The organism is Deferrisoma sp. (assembly GCF_054681715.1).
Map to the genome: position 1 here is coordinate 1 of NZ_BAAHFQ010000009.1, position 17,211 is coordinate 17,211.

Sequence of the window (17,211 nt, forward strand, 5' to 3'; positions counted from 1 at the left end):
ATACAGGGCCGCCACCGTGAACCAGATCTCGAAGGTGGCGAAGGTGGAGGTGATGACCTCCCGGCCGGCCTTCGTGAGATCGGTGATGGCGATGACCGACACGAGCGACGAGTCCTTGATCAGGCTGATGAACTGCCCGGCGAGCGGGGGCAAGATCCGCTTGAAGGCCTGGGGCAGGATGATGTAGCGCATGGCCTGGAACAGGGTCATCCCCAGTGACCGGGCCGCCTCCATCTGGCCCCGGGGGATCGACTGGATCCCGGCCCGGACGATCTCGGCCGTGTAGGCCCCCGCGAACACGGCCAGGGCCAGGATGCCCGCCACGATCCGGTCGAGGCTCAGCACGGTGCCGATGAAGAAGTAAAAGATGAAGATCTGAACCAGCAGCGGGGTGCCCCGGATGAGCTCGACGTAGAACACCGCGAGCCCCTTGAGGGTCGGGTTCTTGGAGATCCGGGCGAGCCCCGTGACAAGCCCCAGGACGAGACCGAGCACCCCCGAGAAGAACGAGATCCACAGGGTGGTCCAGAGCCCCTTCGTGAGCGGCCCCACCTTCCACTGGTGACGCGAGCCCACGATATCGCCCTCGAACAACTCCTCGCCCTCCGATACCCGAACGGTGTCGGTCTCTACCCGGATCTCCGATCGGTCGCCGGTGTCGCTCTCGAACACGATCACCGCGTCTGAGCCGGTGTTGCGGATCTCCACCACCCGGCCGTCGGCCGGGGCGTGCTCGTTGATCTCCGCGTGGTAGGCGAAATACTGGGGCACCCGGTTCCACCGCCAGGTGTAGTCCACCCGTTTGGTGGCCACCCAGATCCCGGCGGCGAGGCCGAGCAGGATGAGCCCGAGCAACAGGTTCCAGGGCCAGGTACGGGTTGTCTGTTTCACGGCGTCCTTCCGCCTTCGCACGAAGGGCCCCGGGGTACGGGGCCCTTCGGCGAGATTCGAGGTCGGGTTACTGCTGCAGATCCTTCAACCAGGCGTCGTCCTTGAACCACTTCTCGTAGATCTTGTCGTAGGTACCGTCGTTCTTGATCTGCCGCAGGAAGTTGTTGAGCCAGTTGATAAAATCGTAATCGCCCTTCCGGACGCCCCAGGCCAGCGGCTCGTAGGTGAAGGGCTCGTCGAGCCACACCACCTTGCCCTCGCCCTTCTGCTTCACGGCCAGGGCGCAGTAGGGGTGGTCGTACACGAAAGCGTCGGCCTTGCCCCGTACCACCTCCATCAACCCCTCGTCCTCGCGCTCGAAGGAGATATAGGTGGCCTTGGGGATCAGCCGCTTCACGGCCTGCTCGCCCGTGGTGCCGAGCTTCGACACCACCTTATACTTGGGGTCGTTGAGGTCCTTGTACGACTTGACCTTCCCCGCGAGTTCTTTGCGGATCACGATGGTCTGCCCCACCACGATGTAGGGGTCGGCGAAGTTGATCTGGAGGTTCCGCTGCTGGGTCACGGTCATGCCGCTCATGATGATGTCGAACTTCTTCGTCATGAGCGAGGGGATGATACCGTCCCAGGCGGTGCTCACCAACTCCAGCTTCACCCCCATGGCCTTGGCCATGCGCTTCGCGATGTCCACGTCGAAGCCGACGATCTCGCCCTTGCGGTTGGTGAGCTCGAAGGGCATGTAGCCAGGCTCCATGCCGACCCGGAGCGAACCCCGCTCCAGGATCTCGTCCAGCGTGCCCGCGGAGGCCGCCGGAACCAGGGTGGCAACGGCAAGGGCCACAACCGTCAGGATGGACAGAAGTCGTTTCATGGGACTCTCCTTTCGCGTAACGTGGGGGAAGAGAGAAGGAGAAGACAGGGCTCTCAGTACGACTTGCCCTCGTCCAGGAGTTCCTCGATCACCATCCGGGTGCCGCACTCCGGGCACCGGGGAAGGTCCTCCACCGGAAGGTAGATGATCTGGGTAAACCGGCACCTCGGGCAGAGGATCTGGACCGGTTCTTTCTCCCCGCGCTCCATCGGTACCCCTCGTGAAGGTGTGGCACGGCGAAACTGGATTTGGTAAAAGGGAAAGCGCTTATACCACACGCACTCCGCCCCGGCAAGAACGGGGCGGCTTTTCTTTGGGCTCGAAGGGCGCGAGCGTCAGGAGGAGGGGTGAACGGAATCAACCGTACACGCCAGCTCTGGGCCGAGTTCCTGCTGGCCACGGTGACCGTGTTCTGGGGGGGCACCTTCCCGGTGGTCAAGGACGCCATCGGCGAGGTGCCCGTGCTGTGCTTCCTGTGGATTCGCTTTGCCCTGGCCGCGGCGCTCCTCGCCGGGATGGCCCGGGGCCAGATCCTGCGGCTCGGCCGCCGGGGCTGGGGCCGGGGGATGTTTCTGGGTACTCTGCTCTTCCTGGCCTACCTGTTTCAAACTTTCGGCCTCGCACGCACCACCGCCGCCAACGCGGGCTTCTTGACCGGGCTCAACGTGGTGTGGGTGCCCCTGCTGGCGGGCCCCCTCCTGGGGAAACGTCCGGGCCCGGGGGCCAAGCTGGGCACGGTGCTTGCGGTGGTGGGCCTGTGGCTGCTTACGGGAAGCGCCCCTTGGAACCTCGGGACCGGGGATCTCCTGGTGCTCCTGTGTTCCGTGTTCGTGGCGCTTCACGTGCTGGGGCTCGACGCCCTCACGGCCGGGGTGGACGCCCGGGCGCTCACGTTCGTGCAGGTGGCCACTATGGCGGTTCTGGCCGGGGCCGGAAGCCTGGCCTTCGAGCCGGTCACCTGGCCTCGGGCGTGGTCGGCCGGCCTGGCGGGGGCGGTGGTGATCACCGCGGTGTTCGCCACGGTCTACGCCTTCTGGATCATGACCACCTACCAGCGCTACACCACCCCGGCCCGGGCGGCGCTGATCTACACCCTGGAGCCGGTGTTCGCCGCCCTTTTCTCGGTGTGGCTCGCGGGGGAGCGGCTCACGCCGGCGGCATGGGCCGGCGGCCTCTTGATCGTGGCGGGCACCCTGGCGGCCGAGCTCTGGCCGGCGGCCGCGAACGGGACAGCAGCGCCAGCGGAACCCGAAGCCGGCTGAGGGCACGGCGGCGGCCGGGGCGGCCCTACGCCCTCGGACGCCTGGGCGGGGGGATCGGGTAGAATTCGTCCAGGATCCGGTGGTTCCGAAACCCCAAGGCCTCCCGGTGGATCACGAGCTCCCAGAGCCGCTGCCGGGCCTCCCGGCGCTTGGCGTTGAACCGAAGGACCGCCTCCGCGAGGTCCTCCGCCCCTTCCGCCTCGAGCCGGTCCACCTGCCGGCCCAGGAGTTCCAGCTCCAGGAGGGCCACCAGCACCTTCTCCTCGGCCCGACCCAGGGCCGCCGCCATCTCCTGGAGGATCTCCTTCTCGAGCTCCCGCTGGGCCTGGTACACGCCGAGCCGCCGGCGCAGCCGGTCGAGATACGGGCTCTCGTAGCCCTCGTCGGTCAGCTGGTCGACCAGCCGTTTCCAGGCCGGAGCCCTCACGGCCTACTCGTCCCTCCCCCCCAGGAGTCCCGAACGAAGGAGGAAGTAGAGGAGCTGCATCACCGCCGTGACCGCGGCCGCCACGTAGGTGAGGGCCGCGGCCGTGAGCACCTGGCGGGCCCCCGGGAGCTCGTCGGGCCCCAGGATCCCCACGCTCTCCACGGCCGCCAACGCCCGGCGGCTCGCGTTGAACTCCACCGGGAGGGTCACGAGCTGGAACGCCACCGCTGCGGCGAAGAGGACCACCCCGAGCTTCACCAGGGCCATGGTCTGCAGGAGGAACCCGAAAATGAGAAGCGGCCACGCGAGTTGCGAGCCGATGGAGGCCACCGGCACCAGGGCCGAGCGGAGTTGGAGCGGCGCGTACCCTGCCGCGTGCTGGAGCGCGTGGCCGGCCTCGTGGGCCGCCACTCCCACGGCGGCGAGGCTGGGCTTCGCGTACACATCGGGGCTCAACCGCAGCACCCGGGATCGCGGGTCGTAATGGTCCGACAGAAACCCCTGGGCCATCTCGATCCGCACGTCGTGGAGCCCCGACCGGGCGAGGATCATCTCGGCCGCCTGGGCGCCGGTGATCCCCCTGCGGTTCATCCGCTCCCCGTAGCGGTGGAACGCGGACTGGACCCACATCTGGGCAGCGAGCGACAGCAAAAACGCCGGCGCGATGAGCAGGAAATAGAGGGGATCGAAGTAGAACATGGCCAGTTCTCCGCAGTGTTAGGGTGAATCAACGCTCCCCGGATACATGAGCGCCGGGATCGCCGGCCCGGTCCCGGTGCCGTCGATCCCGGCGAATCGCCCCTATCGTAACCACGCCCCCCCGGGGTGCCAAGGCCCCTTGCCCCGGCCGGCGGCGTGCTCACCGGTCGGTGCGCCGGACCGCGCCTCCTGTAGACGGACACGGGCCTCCCTGCTTTCTGGCCTCTCGGCCTCCCAGCCTTCTAGCCTTCCAGCCTCCCAGCCTCCTCGCTGGCGTCACCCGTCGAACCACCGGGCCCGGTGCAGCAGGTCCGCGGCCGAGAGTTTCCCCGCCCGGAACAGCCGGCAATCCATCGTTTCCAGGGCCACCCGGCCGGCGCCCTCGGGGGCCTCGACGTGGATCCAGAGGCGGTGGGACCCGAAATCGCTCTTCAAGGTCCCCTCCCCCACGAGGTAGGCAAGCCGAAGGAACGGCTCGGCGCCCGCTCCGGCCTCCCACCGCACCCACGCCCGGATGTCCCACCGGCCCTCCCGGGCCCGCTCGGCGTCGAGGGCCCGCACCAGGTCGCAGTCCGAGAGCGGCACCCCGACCTCCTGGGCCACCCACTGGAGGGTCTCGGCCATCTCCACCCGCTGCCACCCGGCGCGTTTCACCCTGGCCAACGAGGCTTCCAGCTTGGCCCGATCCGCGGCGTCGAGGTCGGTGGCCGCGTTGACCGCCGCGGCGAACCGTTCGGCCAGGGGCGCCGGGGTCTCCTTCGAGGGGCGGGCGCCCCCGGGCGCGGCCAGCCACACGGCCAGGGCGTGGACCACGAGGCTCACCCCGACACACAGGGCAAGCAGCCGCAGTTCCTTTGCATCCATCGGCCGCAGGACGCTTTGCATGGCTTCCCTCGGCTCAGGCGTGAAGGTGGCACCGGACCCGGTGGCCCGGTTCGGGCTCGGAGACGACCGGCACCTCCCGGTCGCAGGGCCCGAACCGCCGGGGGCACCGGGGGTGAAACGGGCAGCCCGGCGGCGGGTCGATCGGGTTCGGCACGTCCCCTTCCGGGACCCGGGGCTCCCGGCGTCGTTCGGGGTCGGGCACGGGCACCGCCGTGAGCAGGGCCTCGGTGTAGGGGTGCAGGGGGCGGGCGAACACGGCCTCGCTCGGGCCCTCCTCCACCACCCGGCCGAGGTACATCACGGCCACCCGGTCCGAGATGTGCTCCACGACCCGCAGGTCGTGGCTGATAAAAAGGTACGTAAGTCCGTGTTGTTCCTTCAGATCTTGGAGCAGGTTCAGGATCTGCGCCTGCACCGACACGTCCAGGGCCGAGACCGGCTCGTCGGCCACCACGACCCGGGGCTCCACGGCCAGGGCCCGGGCGATGCCGATTCGCTGGCGCTGCCCCCCGCTGAACTCGTGGGGATAGGCCTCGGCCGCCTCGGGGGGCAGCCCCACCTGCTCCAGAAGCCGCGCCACCCGTTCCCGAAGCTCCACGCCCCGGGCGAGCCGGTGAATCACCATGCCCTCCCCCACGATCTGGCCCACCCGCATCCTGGGGTTGAGCGAGGCCTGGGGGTCCTGGAACACCATCTGGACCTGCCGCCGGAACCTCCGGATTTCCTCCCGGTCCATGGCCCAGAGGTCCCGGCCGGCGTACCGGATCTCCCCGGCCGTGGGGGGCTCGAGCCGCAGGAGGAGCCGCGCCAGGGTGCTCTTCCCGCACCCCGACTCCCCCACCAGGGCCAGGGTCTCCCCCTGGGTCAGGGTCAGGTCCACCCCGTCCACCGCCCGAAGCCACCGGCGCTTCCCGAAGGCCCCCCGCTTCACCGGGTAGCGCCGCTCCACCGCCCGTACCTCAAACATCTCGGTCCACCCGGATGCAACGGGCCCGGTGCCCGGGCCGCTTCTCCTCGAGGGCCGGCACGGCGTCCCCGCAGGCCTCGATGGCCAGGTCGCACCGGTCCCGGAACGGGCACCCCGACGGAACCCGGCTGGGGTGGGGGACGTTTCCGGGGATGGCCCGCAACCGCTCGCCCCTGCGGATCCCGCTCGCCCCGGGGATGGAGCCCAGGAGGCCCCGGGTGTAGGGGTGCAGGGGGTCGCGGAAGAGCTCTCGGGTGCTCGCCTCCTCCACCGCGTACCCGGCGTACATCACCACCACCCGGTCCACATTTTGGGCCACGAGCCCCAGATCGTGGGTGATGAGGAGGAGGGCCATGCCCCGCTCCCGCCGCAGCCGGCCCAGGAGCCCCATGATCTGGGCCTGGATCGTGACGTCCAGGGCGGTGGTGGGCTCGTCGGCGATCACCAACTGGGGCCGGCAGGCCACCGCGATCGCGATCATCACCCGCTGGCGCAGCCCCCCCGAAAGCTGGGCCGGGTAAGCGCGGAGCCGGTCCTCGGGAGCGGGGATGCCCACCTCGGTAAGAAGTTCCACGCACCGGCGCCGCACCTCGTCGCGCGGCAGGTCGAAATGGGTCGTCAGGGCCTCGGCCACCTGGAACCCCACGGTGAACACCGGGTTCAGGCTGGTCATGGGCTCCTGGAACACCATGCCGATTTGCCGGCCTCGGATTCTGCGGTACTCCTCGTCCGGAAGCCCCACCAGTTCCCTTCCCTCCAGCCGGATGGAACCCGCCTCGATCCGGCCGGGATCCGGCACGAGGCCCATGAGGCTCAGCGCGGTCACGCTCTTGCCACACCCCGACTCGCCCACGAGCCCCACGGCCTCGCCGTGGCCCACGGTCAGGTCCAGGCCCCGCACGGCCGGCACCTCGCCGGCGCGGGTGTGGAACGAAACCCGTAAGTTCTCCACCTCGAGAAGATGGGGCAACGAACGCTCCTATGGCTCTGCCGGCGCGGGTCAGTCGTTGATCTTCGGGTCCAGGGCGTCGCGCAGGCCCTCGCCCAGAAGGTTATAGCCCAGCACCGTCAAGAAAATCGCCATCCCGGGAAACACGGTGACCCACCACCCCCCCTCCAGGTTGTCCCGGGCCTGGGCCAGCATGTTTCCCCAGGAGGGCTGGGGCGGCTGCACCCCGAGGCCCAGGAACGACAGGCTCGACTCCACCAGGATCGCCCCGGCGATGCCCAGGGTCGCGGACACGAGCACCGGCACCATGGCGTTGGGGAGCAGGTGCCGGAACAGGATCCGGGCATCCCCCGCGCCCTGCACCCGGGCCGCCAGCACGAACTCCCGGTTCTTGAGGCTCAGCACCTCGGCCCGCACCAACCGGCACACGCCCATCCAGCCGGTGGCCCCGATGATCACCATGATGAGCCAGATCGAGGGCTTCAAAAACGCGATGGCCGAAAGGATCAGGAAAAACGTGGGGATCGACTGCATGAGGTCCACGAAGCGCATCACCAGGCTGTCCCACCACCCGCCGTAGTAGCCGGCGGTGCAGCCCAGCACGGTGCCGATGGCCACGGCGATGCCCACGGCCACGAACCCCACGAGGAGGCTGATGGGGGCGCCGTAGAGAAGCCGCGAGAGCACGTCGCGTCCGAGTTCGTCGGTGCCGAACCAGTGGCGGCTGCTCGGGGGCTCCAGGATGTGCCGGATGTCCACCTGGGCGGGGTCGTAGGGGGCGAGCCACGGGTGGAGCACGGCCACCACGGCCAGGGCCGAAACGATGACAAGCCCCGCCATGGCCTGGCGGTTCCGCCGGAGGCGGAGCCATAGGGTCCGCCACGGGCCCACGTGGGTCGGCTTCCCCATCACTCCGAGCGCAGGGCGGCCAGGAGTTCCTCCCGGGTGACGACGCCCTTCTTCTCGAGCACCCGAAGGAGGAGTTCGAGGAGGTCCTTCGCGTCCAAACCGTCGAGCGAACCGACCCGCCGTTCCTCCCCCTTCTGGAGGATCACCATCTCCTCCTCGGGTTCGGCGGCGGGCGGGGCCGCGGTGGGGGTCACGGGCCCCGGCCTCGGTGGGCCTCCTCCGGCCGGGTCGGGCCCCTGCTTGCGGTAGTAGTAGTTGATGGCCCGGGTGATGCCCGACTCGGTGGCCACCACCGGCCGCACGTTCACCCCGGTCTGGAACTCGATCTCGCTGATGGCGTCCAGGTTCGTGGGATCGGCCATGGCCAGGATCACCGACTTCTTCCCCGACTCCTCCTTCAGGGCCACCGGGATCACGTGGTACTTCTCGGCGATCCGCAGGGGTACGGCGGCCAGGGCCCGGGGGGAGATGCGGACCTTGCGGAAGTCCACGGCCGGAAGCCGAAGCTGCGCCGAGAGGCACCGCAGGATGTCCTCCTCCTTTACGAACCCCATGCGCACCAAGGTGGAGCCCAGCTTCCCGCCCCAGGTTTTCTGGCTGCTCAGGGCCGCCTGGAGCTGGGTCTCGGTGATGAGGCCGGCGTCCATCAGGATCTCGCCGAGGCGTCTGCGTCGAGGAGGCACCGTCTTCCCCTTTCTACCCCCGGCCGAACCGGATGCGGGGATCCACCAGGGCGTAGGTCAGGTCGGCCACGAGGTTCCCCACCAGGGTGAGCCCGCTTCCCAGGAGCAAAATCCCCTGGATCACGGGGTAGTCCCGGGCCATCACGCTTTGATAGAAGAGCTGTCCCATCCCCGGAATGGCGAAGATGGTCTCGAAAATCACACTCCCCCCGATCAGCGCCGGGATCCAGAACCCCATCAGGGTCACGATGGGCAGAAGGCTGTTCCGGAGGGCGTGCAGGTAGATCACGCGCCACTCGGGCAGCCCCTTGGCCCGGGCGGCGGTGATGTAATCCTGCCGTACCACCTCCAGCATGGACCCGCGCATGTACCGGCTGATCCCGGCAAGCCCCCCCACGGCCGAGACGAACACCGGCAGGATGAGGTGCTGCACCCGGTCCCAGAACCGCGCCAAAGGCGGCAGCCGGTCGGCCCCCAAGGACTCGAGCCCCGAGATGGGCAGCCACCCCAAATCCACCCCCAGCCATTTCATGAGGAGGAGCGCGAGCCAGAAACTCGGGATCGAAAACCCGGCAAACACCAGAACCGTTGTCGTCCGGTCGAACCGGCTCCCCCTTCGCACCGCCGAAAGCACCCCGAGGGGCACGGCCGAGGCCAGGATCACCACGAGGCTCAGGAGGTTGATCAGGATCGTGATCGGCAGACGCTCCCGGATCTTGTCCCACACGGGCCGCTTGTCGGGGCTGAAACTCACCCCGAGGTCCAGCCGCACCACCCGGCTGAGCCAGGTCACATACTGCACGGGAAGCGGCTTGTCGAGCCCGTAATATCGCTCGAACCGCTCCCGAAACTCGGCCCCCACCTTCGGGTTGAGCTCGGTGTAGAGTTCGGTCGGGGACCCCGGGGCCATGTGCATCAGCGCAAACGAGATCACCGTGATCCCCAGGAGCATGGGGACCATGAACGCGACCCGCTTGGCCACGTACGCGAGCATGGATCAGGGCGTCTCCGTGTGGCGCTGGAGGGCCTTGGGCACGTACCAGCGCTCGAAGTTATAGGTGATGCCCGCCGGGGCCGGTCGGATGCCGTGCACCCGGTTCGACACGGCCACCAGGGCGTAGGGCACGTACAGAAACGTGTACGGCTGATCCTCGGCCAGGATCTCCTGGAACCGGTCGTAGAGCCGCTTTCGCTCCTCCCGATCGAAGGTCTTGCGGGCCCGCACCAACAGGTCGTCCACCTCCGGGTTGCGGTAGTGGGTGTGGTTGAGCCCGCCCGGCACCGCCTTCGACGAGTGCCACACGTCGTAGAGATCCGGGTCCTGGGTGATCGTCCACCCCAAGATCACGGCGTCGAACTTCCCGGGCTTCACGAACTCGTTGATGAACGCGGCCCACTCGAGCACCCGGATCTCGATCTCCACCCCCACGGCCTTGAGCCGCTGCTGGATGATCTCGGCCGTTTTGAGCCGTTGGTCGTTCCCCTGGTTTGTCAGCACGGTGAACCGAAACGGCCGCCCGTCCTTGTCGAGCACCCCGTCGCCGTCGGTGTCGGTCCAGCCGGCCTCGGCCAGCAGCGCCTTGGCTCTCTCCGGATCGTAGGGGTACTTGGGAACGTCCGGATTGTACACCCAGGTGCCCGGCTTGTAGGGGCCGGTGGCCGGCACCCCGAGGCCCAGGAGCACGCCCTCCACGATCTCGTTCTTGTCGATCGCGTGGGTGAGCGCCCGGCGCACCCGTACGTCCTGAAACATCGGCTTTTCGAGGTTGTAACCTAAATACGTGTACGCGTTGGCCAGGTATTTGTACTTGTTGTACTGCGACCGGAACCGCTCCGAATCGGTTTGGCGCACCCACTGGAGGGGCTTCAACCCCATCATGTCGATCTTCCCGGCCAGAAGCTCGTTGAACTGCACCCCGAGGTCCGGGATGATCCGGAACACGTACCGATCGAAATAGGGAAGGCGCATCCCGGTGTCGGGATCCACGTCGAAGTAGTCGGGGTTGCGCTCCAGCACGATGCGCTGGCCCGTGGTCCACTCCACGAACCGGAACGGGCCCGTCCCCACGGGATGCCGCCCCAGTTCCGAGGTGTTGATGTCCTTCCCTTCCAGGAGGTGCCGCGGCAGCACGGCCGCGCCCCAGGAGATCAGGGCCGGGGCGAAGGGCTCCTTGTAGCGCACCCGCAGGGTGTGGTCGTCCAGCACCTCCACCGAGTCCACCGGTTCGAAATCGCCCCGGTAGGCCGTGAGCGTATTCGGGTCCATGGTGACCCGGTAGGTGAACTCCACGTCCCGGGCCGTGAGGGGGGCGCCGTCGTGGAATCGCACCCCCTTCTTGAGATAGAAGGTGATCGTGAGGTTGTCCTCGCTCACCTCCCAGGACTCGGCGAGGTCCCCCACCACGTTGTACTCCCCGTCGTATTTCACGAGCCCGTTGTAGATGAGGCCCGCCACGGAATGGGAGGCGGAGTCGGTGGCGAGGATCGGGATCAGGGTGGAGGCGTCGCCGATCGAGGCGTCCACGAAGGTGTCGCCGTAGGCGGGCGAGAGATCGACCTGGGCCTGCGGCTCCTTGGGGGCTTCAGGTTTCTCGGATTCCTGGGATCCCTGGGTGCAGGCCGCCAGGGCGGCGAGAAGAACGGCCAGCCAGATTCGCTTCGACACGGTTTCCCCTTCGAGTTCCAGGATGGTTTCGGCGCACGGCGGGTGCCGCGGAGAATCGCCCGGAACCGGCGGCGGCGTCAAGCCGGCTGGAACGCTGGGACGGGATTCCCCCGGCGCCAAGAGAGGCGCGCGAGGAGATCACGCGGGCATGGGGCCCGCTTCCGGGCGTGCCGATTGAGCCGCCGGAGCATTAGGAGGCTCGAAAGCTATTGGAACCAACGGAAGTATTGTCAGATTCCCGGCGGTTTAGCGGAAACCCGCGGGCGGGGGGCTGGTGGAGAGCCGGGTGCGGCCCCTTGCCTCGCCGCGCCCCCACCGCGCCCGGATCGCTTTGGAAGCTCCCGTAGGCCGCGGCCCGTTTGCAAAAACAATAACTTCCGCCACGGCCACACGGTGCGCCGCGGCCGTCTGGACCACGGCACCGACGACCGTGCCAGGGGCCAGAAGACAGACGACAGAGGCCAGGCGGGTCTCTGACCTCCGACTTCTGAATTCCGGCCCCTGATACGGCAGCCGCTCCCACGGGTTGGCCGACGCGATGACGCCGGATTCCCGAAGGTTCTTAGCCGCCTAGCTGCCGAGCCGCCCAGCCGCCTAGCCGAAGTTACTTGGAAGCTCCCGTAAGCCGCGCGGGGCGCGGCCTGTTTGCAAAACAATAACTTCCGCCTCGGCCACACGGTGCGCCGCGGCCGTCTGGACCACGGCACCGACGACCGCGAGACCGGAGACGGTGGACCGAAGTTAAAAAGGTCTTCGGCCGGGACCGTCGCCCAAGGGCCGCTCCCGCCCGTCGTGGGAGGCGGACCGCCACGGAGCTCCCCGCTACCCGTCCCGCCGGGGCCACTCCGCGTCCGGGCGCTCCTCCACGAAGCAGGCGAACCGGTCCCACTCCACCTCCTTGCCCGACACGGGGCAGCGAAGCCTCATTTTCCGGTCGCCCACCTCCACCACCTCCCAGTCCCCCGACCGGGGTCCCCCCTCGATCCGGATCTTCTGACCCGGTACCAGGGGGTACGGTTTGAACACGGTGACCCGGTGCCCCATGGGTCGATCCTCTACTATCACTCCGGGGGTCAAATAGAAGCGCTTCGGGGCGTGGGGCCTGCCGGAGCGCTGGGCGTGGCTCCTACAGTGGCCGGATGCCGCACTCACGCACCGCCGGAAGCCGGCCCCCCACCCGCCTCAGTCAATACTTTCGAAGGTATTCGTATCTCTCGGTTTCGTTTCAGCCCTTCCGCAGAACCAGCACGGTGCCCAGGATCAGGAGCCCCACCCCCACGAGCCGGGAGGGCCCCAGGGGGATCCGCTCGAACCCGAACGCCCCGGCCCGGTCGAGGAGCAACCCGGCCACGAGTTGGGCGGCGATCACCGAGGCCATGCCCGCCGCGGTCCCCAGCCGGGGGAACACCACGATGGTGCTCGCCACGTACACGGCGCCGATCAGCCCTCCGGTGAGCTCCCACCACCGGGCGTCGGCAAGGCCCCAGAGCCGGGGCAGCCGGCCCGACGCCGTCACCAGGGCCAACAGCGCCAGAGCCCCCACCGAAAACGACACCAGCGCGCTCGGCAGAAACCCGCCGACCCGGTCGGCCAGCCGGGCGTTCACCGAGGGCTGGAGCGCCGAGAGCCCGCCCACAAGCGCCATCCATAGGGCGAGAAGCGCGCGCGACATGGTTCAATCCTCGCATGTAGGCTCAAACCCCGAACCCGGCCCATCATCGCGAACCGGGGCCCCCGGCGCAAGGGTGCCGACGCAGTGCGGCCCCGCCCTCCGTCTCGGAAAGCGGGGCCGCCGACGCCTCGCCGCGGAGGCCGATCCCCCTACCGGAGCGTCTCCTCCCTGCCCTTTACGAGGGCCTGGATCATTTGGTTGTACGGGGTGGGGATGCCCGCCATCTCACCGTACTCCACGATCTTCCCGTTGATGTAGTCGATCTCGGTGCGGCGCTTGGCCTCCACGTCCATTAGCATCGAGGGCTTGTGGTTGCCCGCGGAGCGCAGGTAGTTCATGCAGTACCGGTAGTAGTCCCAGCCCAGGGAGATCTCGTTGGCCCGGGCCACCTGGATCCCCTCCTTCACGAGTTGGTCCACGATGCCGGCCACGAACGGGTCCTGCATGGCCTGGGCCATGGTCATGCCGGTCAGCGCGCACACGGGGTTCATCGAGGCGTTCATGATCGTCTTTCGCCACACCATGCTGACGAGCTGGTCCGTGTGCTCCGTGGGAAGCCCCGCCGCCGTCAGCGCTTGGGCGACCCCCTCGGCCGCCGCCCGGCCCGCCGGGTCGAGCTCCTGCACGTAGTGGGGCGGGTGGTGAAAGGCCATGTGCACCCTTCCGGGGCCCGCGAGTCCCACCCCCATGTTCACCACCGCCCGCATGACCCAGGGCCGGCCCAGGGCCTCGGCCAGCACGAGCTCCGTGTCGATCCCGTTTTGCCAGCTCACCACGTACATGCCCTCCCGGTGGAACCCCTGGATCGCCGAGGCCAGGAGCGGAAGGGCCGTGGCCTTCGTGGTCACGAAGATCACCTCGGGGTCGAAGTCCCCCAGTTCGTCCACGTGGGTCGTGACCCGGGTCACCTTGGCGCCCGAAAGCGAGTCGGCCCCCTCGATCTCGATCCCCGGATCCAGGGCCGGACGGAGAAGGTCCTCGACGATGTCGCACAGGGTCACCTCGAAGCCCTTGGCCGCCAGGTGCCCGGCCACCACGCTCCCCACCGGGCCGGCGCCGATCACGGCAAAACGGGTCGGGCTAAAGTCCGCAGATCCTCCCATGGCTTCCTCCTTTCGCGCGGCCTACGCGCCCTCGAGCATGCCGAAGGCCTCGGCGTCGAGAACCCTCACGCCCTGTTCGTTCAGAACCCGGATGGCTTTGTCGTTGTCGCTGAACCGGAACACCATGACGGCGTTCTCCGAGGAGAACCCGGTAAACGCGTACATGTACTCCACGTTGATGCCGGCCTGGTTGATGGGGGCCAGGACGGCCGCGAGGCTCCCGGGTTTGTCCGGGATCTCCACGGCCACCACCTCGTCCACCCGGGCCGGGAGGTGGAGCCCCATGACCACCCGGCGGGCCTTGGCCACGTCGGACACCAGGAGCCGCAGAACCCCGAACCCCGCCGTGTCCACGAGGCTCAGGGCCCGCAGGTTGATGCCGGCGTCCCCGAGGGCTTTGGTGACGGCGTAGAGCCGCCCGGGCGAGTTCTCCAGGAATACCGAGATCTGCTTGAGCTTAGGCATCGTTTCTCCTCCTCCTTTCCCCCTGGTTCCCCAACCTGTCCGCCGACTCTCAACCGTCCGGTCGGTAGATTGCTGTTTACCCTATCGGCCGCGTCTCCCGGCGTCAACCCCCGAGGGCGGTCCCCGGTCCGTCCAGCGCCGCCGGACCCAGGCCTCTTCGTCGGCTCGGGTGCGGACCTCGCCGTCCAGCCGGGCCCGCAGGAGTCCGTCCAGGATCTCCCGGTACACAGGCCCCGGCGGGATCCCCATGCGCTGGAGGTCGCGCCCCTGGAGAACGGGTCGAACGTCCGCGAGCCGGGTGTAGTACCGGCTGATCAGCCTGCGCTTCCGGTCGTCCTCGGTCTTGGCCATCATGAACAGGCGCGCCTCGTCCCCGCAGGGGTGGAGGATCGCGTGGACCCGGCTGTCGGGAACCGCGCCGCTTCCCTGGTCCAGGGCCTTTCGCAACTCCCCCAGGGCCCTGTATGCGGCCTCCCTCGCCGCCAGGAGCCGCCGGCCCTCGCCCTGGGCGATGCCCATGGCCAACACCCACTGCTCGGCCTGCCCCTCCTTGAGCGGGTCCAGAAGCGCCAATTGGTAGACCCGCCAGTCGTCCAACTCCGATTCCCGGTAGAGGAGCCGGAACCACGTCAGGACCCCCCGCACCCTCTCCACCAGCGCCTCGAGCCGTGGGTCGTACCGGACCCCGGGGAGGAGGGCCTCGAGCACCCCGTGCTCCTCGGCCAGCGCCAGGCTTTCGGCCCCGTCCCCCTCCGAGAGAAGGGCGACCCACTCCTGGAACATCCGTTTCCCGCGGGCCTCGGTGAGGAACCCCTCCCGGACCGCGGTCCGCAGCAGCTTCTCCGTCTGGCGGCCCAGCCGGAACCCGAACCGCCGCTGAAACCGTAAGGCCCGGAGGATGCGGGTGGGGTCCTCCACGAACGACAGGTTGTGGAGGACGCGGATGGTGCCCTCCTTGAGATCCCGGAGGCCGCCGAAGAAGTCCACCACCTCGCCGAACCGGGCGGGGGAGAGCCGAACGGCCAGGGTGTTGATGCTGAAATCCCGGCGGTAGAGGTCCAGCTTGAGGCTCGACCACTCCACGGTGGGCAGGGCCCCGGGTCGCGCGTAATACTCGGTGCGGGCCGTGGCCACGTCGAGGCGCACCCCGTCGGGGCACACGAGCTTGGCCGTGCCGAACGGCCGGTGGGGCCGCACCCGGGCCCCCCACCGCTCCGCCGCCTCTTCGGCCAGGGCCACGCCGTCGCCCTCGACCACCAGATCGAGATCCTCCACCGGCCGCCGGAGCAGGAGATCCCGGACCCCTCCCCCCACCAGGTACGCCTCCATCCCCCGCTCCCGCGCCAGGGCCCCGAACTCCCGGAGCCGATCGAGCACGTCCGGCGACAACCGCTCCCGGAGCATGCGGGACACGTCGCGCTCCTGGGGGTCCCGGGCGCCGGAGTCCACCGGCCCGAACTCGGCCGTCAGGGAGCGCAGGAGGTCCGTGCGGGTGATCACCCCGGCGAGGGCTCCCCTCTCCACCACCGGCACCAGCCGGTGGTTCTCCCGGACCACGAGGCGCCGCACCTCGTCCAGGGGAGCGTCGGGCCCCACGGTTTCCACCTCGGTTGTCATGTAGTCGCCCACCGGCGCCTCGGCCAACCCGTGCCGGATGGCGCGCTCCACGATCATCCGGGTCACCACCCCCACGACCCGCCCCCCGTCGTCGAGCACGGGCATGGCGTTCAGGTGGTACCGGTTCAGGGCCTCCTGGACCTCCCGGAGCTTCGCGCCCGAGCGCACGAACTTCACGGGGGCGCTCGCGATGTCCCGCGCCGTGACCGGCGGGCGCACGATCTTGGGCAGGAGCCCCAGGATCCGTTCCCGCACCTGCACCAGGGTTTCGTCCCGGATCGAGGCCGAGGCCGCCTCGGGATGGCCCCCTCCCCCCAAAGCCCGGGCCAGGGCGCCCACGTCCACCTGGGTGGGGATGCGGCTCCGGGCCACCACCTGCACCTGGTCCCCCAGCCGCACCGCGGCCACGACCACGTCCAGGTTCTCCATGTCCCGGACCTTGTGGATGAGGAAGGCGACGTCCCCCACGTAGTGATCGGCGCTCGCCTCGGTCACGGTGACGTCCACGCCGTAGATGCGGTGAACGGTCTGGTTTCGAAGGAGCGCCTCCAAGAGCCGCACCTGCTCCAGGCTGAGGTCCGGGGTCAGAAACGAGGACACGATGTTCAGGTCGCCCCCCTGCCCCAGGAGATAGGCCGCCGCCTCCAGGTCCCGGGGGGTCGTGGTGGCGAACACGAGCCCGCCCGTGTCTTCGTAGATCCCCAGCAGCATGGCCGTGGCCTCCTCGGGGGTGATCGGTAGACGTCGCTCCCGCAGGATCTCCACGAGGAGGGTCGTGGCCGCGCCCACCGGCTCGATGTGCCGCACCCGGGCCCGGATGGCCCTGTCCGGGTCCGGGTGGTGGTCGTACACGTGGACCTCCACGTCGGGGCGGTCCAGCAGCTCGGCGAACCGCCCGATCCGGTCGGGCTGGGACACGTCCACGAGCACGAGCCGGCGAACGGCGGAGAGGTCCACATGGCGGGCCTTCCGGAGGTCCATGGCGTACAGGGCGCTCTCCAGGAGGAACTGCCGGAGGCTTCGCTCCTGGCTCCCCGAAAAGGCCAACACGGCGTCGGGGTACAGGCGTTTCGCCGCCACCATGGCCCCGAGGCTGTCGAAATCGGCGTTGATGTGGGTGGTGATGAGGTCCACGGGCTCCGGCGC

At 68.9% G+C, this 17,211-nt stretch carries 18 protein-coding genes; 1 reads left to right on the forward strand and 17 read right to left on the reverse strand.

What is annotated here, in order from left to right:
* The 3 genes from ACY0I8_RS02580 to ACY0I8_RS02590 all read right to left on the reverse strand — a co-directional run.
* On the reverse strand, positions 1–891 hold an 891-nt coding region (locus ACY0I8_RS02580), incomplete at its 3' end, for an amino acid ABC transporter permease (RefSeq protein ID WP_461393464.1).
* Between the two features lie 67 nt (positions 892–958).
* Positions 959–1,762: a transporter substrate-binding domain-containing protein gene (locus ACY0I8_RS02585; RefSeq protein ID WP_461393465.1), complete on the reverse strand. Its 804-nt coding sequence runs from the start codon at positions 1,760–1,762 to the stop codon at positions 959–961.
* A 53-nt stretch (positions 1,763–1,815) separates the two neighbouring features.
* Positions 1,816–1,971 (reverse strand): hypothetical protein, encoded by a 156-nt coding sequence (locus ACY0I8_RS02590; protein WP_461393466.1) that lies wholly within the window; start codon positions 1,969–1,971, stop codon positions 1,816–1,818.
* A 138-nt stretch (positions 1,972–2,109) separates the two neighbouring features.
* On the opposite strand from ACY0I8_RS02590, the gene ACY0I8_RS02595 reads away from it, so the two are divergent.
* Positions 2,110–3,024, forward strand: coding sequence for a DMT family transporter (locus ACY0I8_RS02595; protein WP_461393467.1), 915 nt, complete (start codon positions 2,110–2,112; stop codon positions 3,022–3,024).
* 25 nt (positions 3,025–3,049) lie between these two features.
* Here ACY0I8_RS02595 and ACY0I8_RS02600 read toward each other — a convergent pair whose 3' ends face one another.
* From ACY0I8_RS02600 to ACY0I8_RS02665, 14 genes are all read right to left on the reverse strand, one after another.
* Entirely contained in the window at positions 3,050–3,451 is a 402-nt protein-coding gene (locus tag ACY0I8_RS02600) for a hypothetical protein (protein WP_461393468.1), read from the reverse strand.
* A 3-nt stretch (positions 3,452–3,454) separates the two neighbouring features.
* Positions 3,455–4,150, reverse strand: coding sequence for a zinc metallopeptidase (locus ACY0I8_RS02605; protein ID WP_461393469.1), 696 nt, complete (start codon positions 4,148–4,150; stop codon positions 3,455–3,457).
* A gap of 276 nt (positions 4,151–4,426) precedes the next feature.
* Positions 4,427–5,035 (reverse strand): hypothetical protein, encoded by a 609-nt coding sequence (locus ACY0I8_RS02610; protein ID WP_459939865.1) that lies wholly within the window; start codon positions 5,033–5,035, stop codon positions 4,427–4,429.
* Between the two features lie 13 nt (positions 5,036–5,048).
* Complete coding sequence (locus tag ACY0I8_RS02615; protein ID WP_459939864.1) at positions 5,049–6,002, reverse strand: ABC transporter ATP-binding protein; 954 nt, start codon at positions 6,000–6,002, stop codon at positions 5,049–5,051.
* A complete protein-coding gene (locus ACY0I8_RS02620; RefSeq protein WP_459939863.1) occupies positions 5,995–6,972 on the reverse strand; it encodes an ABC transporter ATP-binding protein in 978 nt (325 codons plus the stop codon). Before ACY0I8_RS02620 ends, ACY0I8_RS02615 begins: the two co-directional genes overlap by 8 nt.
* A 30-nt stretch (positions 6,973–7,002) precedes the next feature.
* Positions 7,003–7,860, reverse strand: coding sequence for an ABC transporter permease (gene opp4C, locus ACY0I8_RS02625; RefSeq protein WP_459939862.1), 858 nt, complete (start codon positions 7,858–7,860; stop codon positions 7,003–7,005).
* Positions 7,860–8,543 (reverse strand): GspE/PulE/PilB domain-containing protein, encoded by a 684-nt coding sequence (locus ACY0I8_RS02630; RefSeq protein ID WP_459939861.1) that lies wholly within the window; start codon positions 8,541–8,543, stop codon positions 7,860–7,862. Before ACY0I8_RS02630 ends, opp4C begins: the two co-directional genes overlap by 1 nt.
* A 13-nt stretch (positions 8,544–8,556) precedes the next feature.
* Positions 8,557–9,537 (reverse strand): ABC transporter permease, encoded by a 981-nt coding sequence (locus ACY0I8_RS02635; protein ID WP_461393470.1) that lies wholly within the window; start codon positions 9,535–9,537, stop codon positions 8,557–8,559.
* A 3-nt stretch (positions 9,538–9,540) separates the two neighbouring features.
* A complete protein-coding gene (locus ACY0I8_RS02640) occupies positions 9,541–11,208 on the reverse strand; it encodes a peptide-binding protein (protein ID WP_459939859.1) in 1,668 nt (555 codons plus the stop codon).
* Positions 11,209–12,030: 822 nt separating this feature from the next.
* The gene (locus ACY0I8_RS02645) at positions 12,031–12,252 is read right to left on the reverse strand and encodes a hypothetical protein (protein WP_459940687.1); all 222 of its coding nucleotides are present in this window, start codon (positions 12,250–12,252) and stop codon (positions 12,031–12,033) included.
* A 181-nt stretch (positions 12,253–12,433) separates the two neighbouring features.
* A complete protein-coding gene (locus ACY0I8_RS02650; RefSeq protein WP_459940688.1) occupies positions 12,434–12,880 on the reverse strand; it encodes a DMT family transporter in 447 nt (148 codons plus the stop codon).
* Positions 12,881–13,029: 149 nt separating this feature from the next.
* Positions 13,030–13,983, reverse strand: a complete 954-nt coding sequence (locus tag ACY0I8_RS02655) for a ketopantoate reductase family protein (protein WP_461393471.1) — start codon at positions 13,981–13,983, stop codon at positions 13,030–13,032.
* A 21-nt stretch (positions 13,984–14,004) separates the two neighbouring features.
* Complete coding sequence (locus tag ACY0I8_RS02660) at positions 14,005–14,448, reverse strand: ACT domain-containing protein (protein WP_459940690.1); 444 nt, start codon at positions 14,446–14,448, stop codon at positions 14,005–14,007.
* A gap of 81 nt (positions 14,449–14,529) precedes the next feature.
* Positions 14,530–17,199, reverse strand: coding sequence for a CBS domain-containing protein (locus ACY0I8_RS02665; RefSeq protein ID WP_461393472.1), 2,670 nt, complete (start codon positions 17,197–17,199; stop codon positions 14,530–14,532).
* Between the last annotated feature and the right edge of the window lie 12 nt (positions 17,200–17,211).